The sequence below is a fragment of the Martelella sp. genome (assembly GCF_984369615.1).
The window spans coordinates 1-2,720 of sequence record NZ_CFHTCS010000480.1 but is presented as its reverse complement, the minus strand read 5'-3'; the positions used below and the strand labels follow the sequence as shown (position 1 = coordinate 2,720).

The following is a 2,720-nucleotide window of genomic DNA, read 5'->3' as shown; positions in this document are numbered from 1 at the left end:
CATTGGCGATGATGCCGGCGGCAAACTCCTTGGAGTAGCCGACCTGCCGCATGCCGGCGATCGCGATCGTGCCGATGGCGACGACGGTGGCCGGCGACGACCCGGAAAGCGCCGCAAACAGCATGCACGACAGGACCGAGGCCATGGCGAGACCGCCGCGAAAATGCCCGACGCTGGCAATTGCAAACCGCACCAGCCGCTGTGCCACCCCGCCGGTTGACATGAATGCGGAGGCGAGCACGAAGAAGGGGATGGCCAGAAGCGTATAGTTCTGTGAGGCGGTGAAAAGCTGCAGCGCCACCGAGGACATGGAATCGCGCGAGAAAAACGCGATGAACAGAACCGATGACAGGCCGAGCGAAATGGCAACCGGCGCGCCGGCGAAGAGTAGGCCGAAGACCAGCAGAAACAGAATGGCGATTTCCATGGGTCTAATCCTTCAGCACGTCTTTGTTTTCGGCCACCAGCTCTTCGGCCTCGTGACCGGCGATGACGAGTTCGCGCTCTCCGGTCCATATCTGGATGAAGGCCTCGACTGAACGATAGGCGAGAAGGGCCAGTCCCACGGGCAGGATGATGTAGGCAATCCAGCGCTGAACGCGCTCCTGCAAACCAAACCAGTCCTGCATGAAAACGGGATAGCGCAGATCGTCGAGGCCGATTCCGGCCTTGAAAAAGCGGTTCCAGTAGAAGACCGCGCCGCCCTTGGAATGGGCGCCGAATATCTGCAGCCAGTCGGAGGACAAGAGGATGACCGCGTAAAGAAGCGCGGCAAGCGCCCCGAAAAGCGCAAAAACACGGAAGGCCCGGTGCGGCAGCGTGCGGATCAGCGCATCGACGCCGAGATGCAGGCCGGTCTTCAGGCCATAGCTCATGCCGAACAGGATCATCCAGGCAAACAGGATGCGCGTCAGTTCGAGCGCGCCGCCCCAGCCGCTGTTGAAGCCGTAACGCATGACGACCTGCGCAAACGAGATCACGGTGATCGCCGCAAGCAGCGTCGCCAGCACGTTTTCCTCCAGCCGGGTGACGAGGGCGCGGTGGCGCCGTTCGGCCAGGTAAAGCAGGACAAGGATCAAAATCAGAGCAAAGTAAGGCCAATAGGCGGCCATGGCAGGTCCCCTCTCAAGGCAATCGGTGAGCTGCGGGCAGTGCGGGCCTTCCCGCACTGCCCGCCTGTCCGCCGCGGGTGGCTTTCAGCCCATTCCCGACGGCGAACCGGCGCACCCGGAATTGTTCTAGTTATTGGATTCGACTGCCGCCTGGATGAGGTCGGCGCCGATGTCATCTTCAAACTCGGCCCAGACCGGCTTCATCACATCCACCCAAGCCTGGCGCTGCTCGGGCGAGAGCACCCGCACCTCGCTGCCGGCGGCGATGATGTTGGCGCGGTTTTCCTCTTCCGTCGCCGCGACCGAAGCGTTGGCCTCCGCCGTGACTTCCTCGACAATCGTGAGGAAGCGGTCGCGGAAGTCCGGATCGAGACCATCGAGCCAGTCGGTGGAGGTCACCAGCAGATAGGCCAGAAGCTGATGGTTGGTCTCGGTGATGCCGTCCTGAACCTCGAAGAACTTCTGGGTGTAGATGTTCGACCAGGTATTTTCCTGCCCGTCGACAACGCCGGTCTGCAGCGCGCCATAGACCTCCTTGAAGGCGAGCTTCTGGGCGGAGGCATCGAGCGCATTGATCATCGCCACCGCCACATCCGAGGTCTGAACCCGGAATTTCAGCCCGGCCGCATCGCTCGGCATGATCAGCGGCTTGTTGGCCGAGAATTGCTTCAGGCCCGAGGACCAGTAGCCAAGGCCCATATAGCCCTTGTCTTCCATCGCCGAGAGCATGCCCTTGCCGGCATCGCTGGTGGTGAATTTCTCCACCGCATCGAGGCTGGAGAACAGGAAAGGCAGGTCATAGAGGCGGTATTTCAGCGTATAGGCCTCGAACTTGGCAAGCGAGGGGGCCGCGAGCTGGACGTCGCCGAGAAGCAGCGCCTCAAGCACCTTGTCGTCGTCGAACAGCGTCGAGTTCGGGAAAACCTCCATGCAGGCTTCGCCGTCGAGTTCCTTGTTGACGCGGTCGGCCAGCATGCGCGCGGCGTCGCCCTTCGGGTGGCCCTGATCGGCGACCACATGGCTGAACTTGATCACCATCTCGTCATCGCTGCAGGCCGGATCGGCGGCGGAGACGGCGGAAGCCGCGGCAAAAAGTGCTGCGGCGGAAACGGCGGCAGTCAGAAATGTCTTCATGGTTTACGTCCTCCCGTTAAACCCAAATCGTGTCGGATGGGGCTTTCGCCCCGGCAGGCCGCTATCGTATTGGTCGAACGCGGCCAGCACTGGTTTCACGGCAGCGGCAATCTCAAGCGCCGGCTGGGTCTGATCCGAAAATCCTCCCGCGACGTCCCTCTCCGCCGCTGCCGATATTTTCATTGCAAGCAGCGTGCCAGTTCTTGCCAAACGTCAATAGTGACTTTGAAACAGTGGCTTAACGATTTTCAAATATTCGGGAAAAGAGCATTGGGGCGCAAATGTGTCATCGATGACACATCGTCTTGCGGCCAAACGGGTAGGAAACGACACATTGCGTGTGATCACGCGTCATCATCGTCGATATAGTCGATCCTGAGCCGCTTCATCTTGTCATAGAGCCCCTTCCGGGAGATCTGCAGCGCCTCATAGGTGGGCTTCAGCGCGCCGTCGTGGCGGGCAAGCTCGGCCGCG

General features: G+C 61.1%; 3 protein-coding genes. All 3 read right to left on the bottom strand.

From position 1 onward, the window contains the following. A partial coding sequence (locus AC5DC2_RS22545; RefSeq protein WP_491700106.1) for a TRAP transporter large permease subunit occupies positions 1-427 on the bottom strand: 427 nt, incomplete at its 3' end. A gap of 4 nt (positions 428-431) precedes the next feature. Next, on the bottom strand, positions 432-1,112 hold the full coding sequence (locus AC5DC2_RS22540) for a TRAP transporter small permease (protein WP_024707145.1): 681 nt from the start codon (positions 1,110-1,112) through the stop codon (positions 432-434). Between the two features lie 126 nt (positions 1,113-1,238). Further along, positions 1,239-2,246 carry a DctP family TRAP transporter solute-binding subunit gene (locus tag AC5DC2_RS22535; protein ID WP_491700105.1) on the bottom strand — a complete coding sequence of 336 codons (1,008 nt, stop codon included), beginning with the start codon at positions 2,244-2,246 and terminating at the stop codon, positions 1,239-1,241. Between the last annotated feature and the right edge of the window lie 474 nt (positions 2,247-2,720).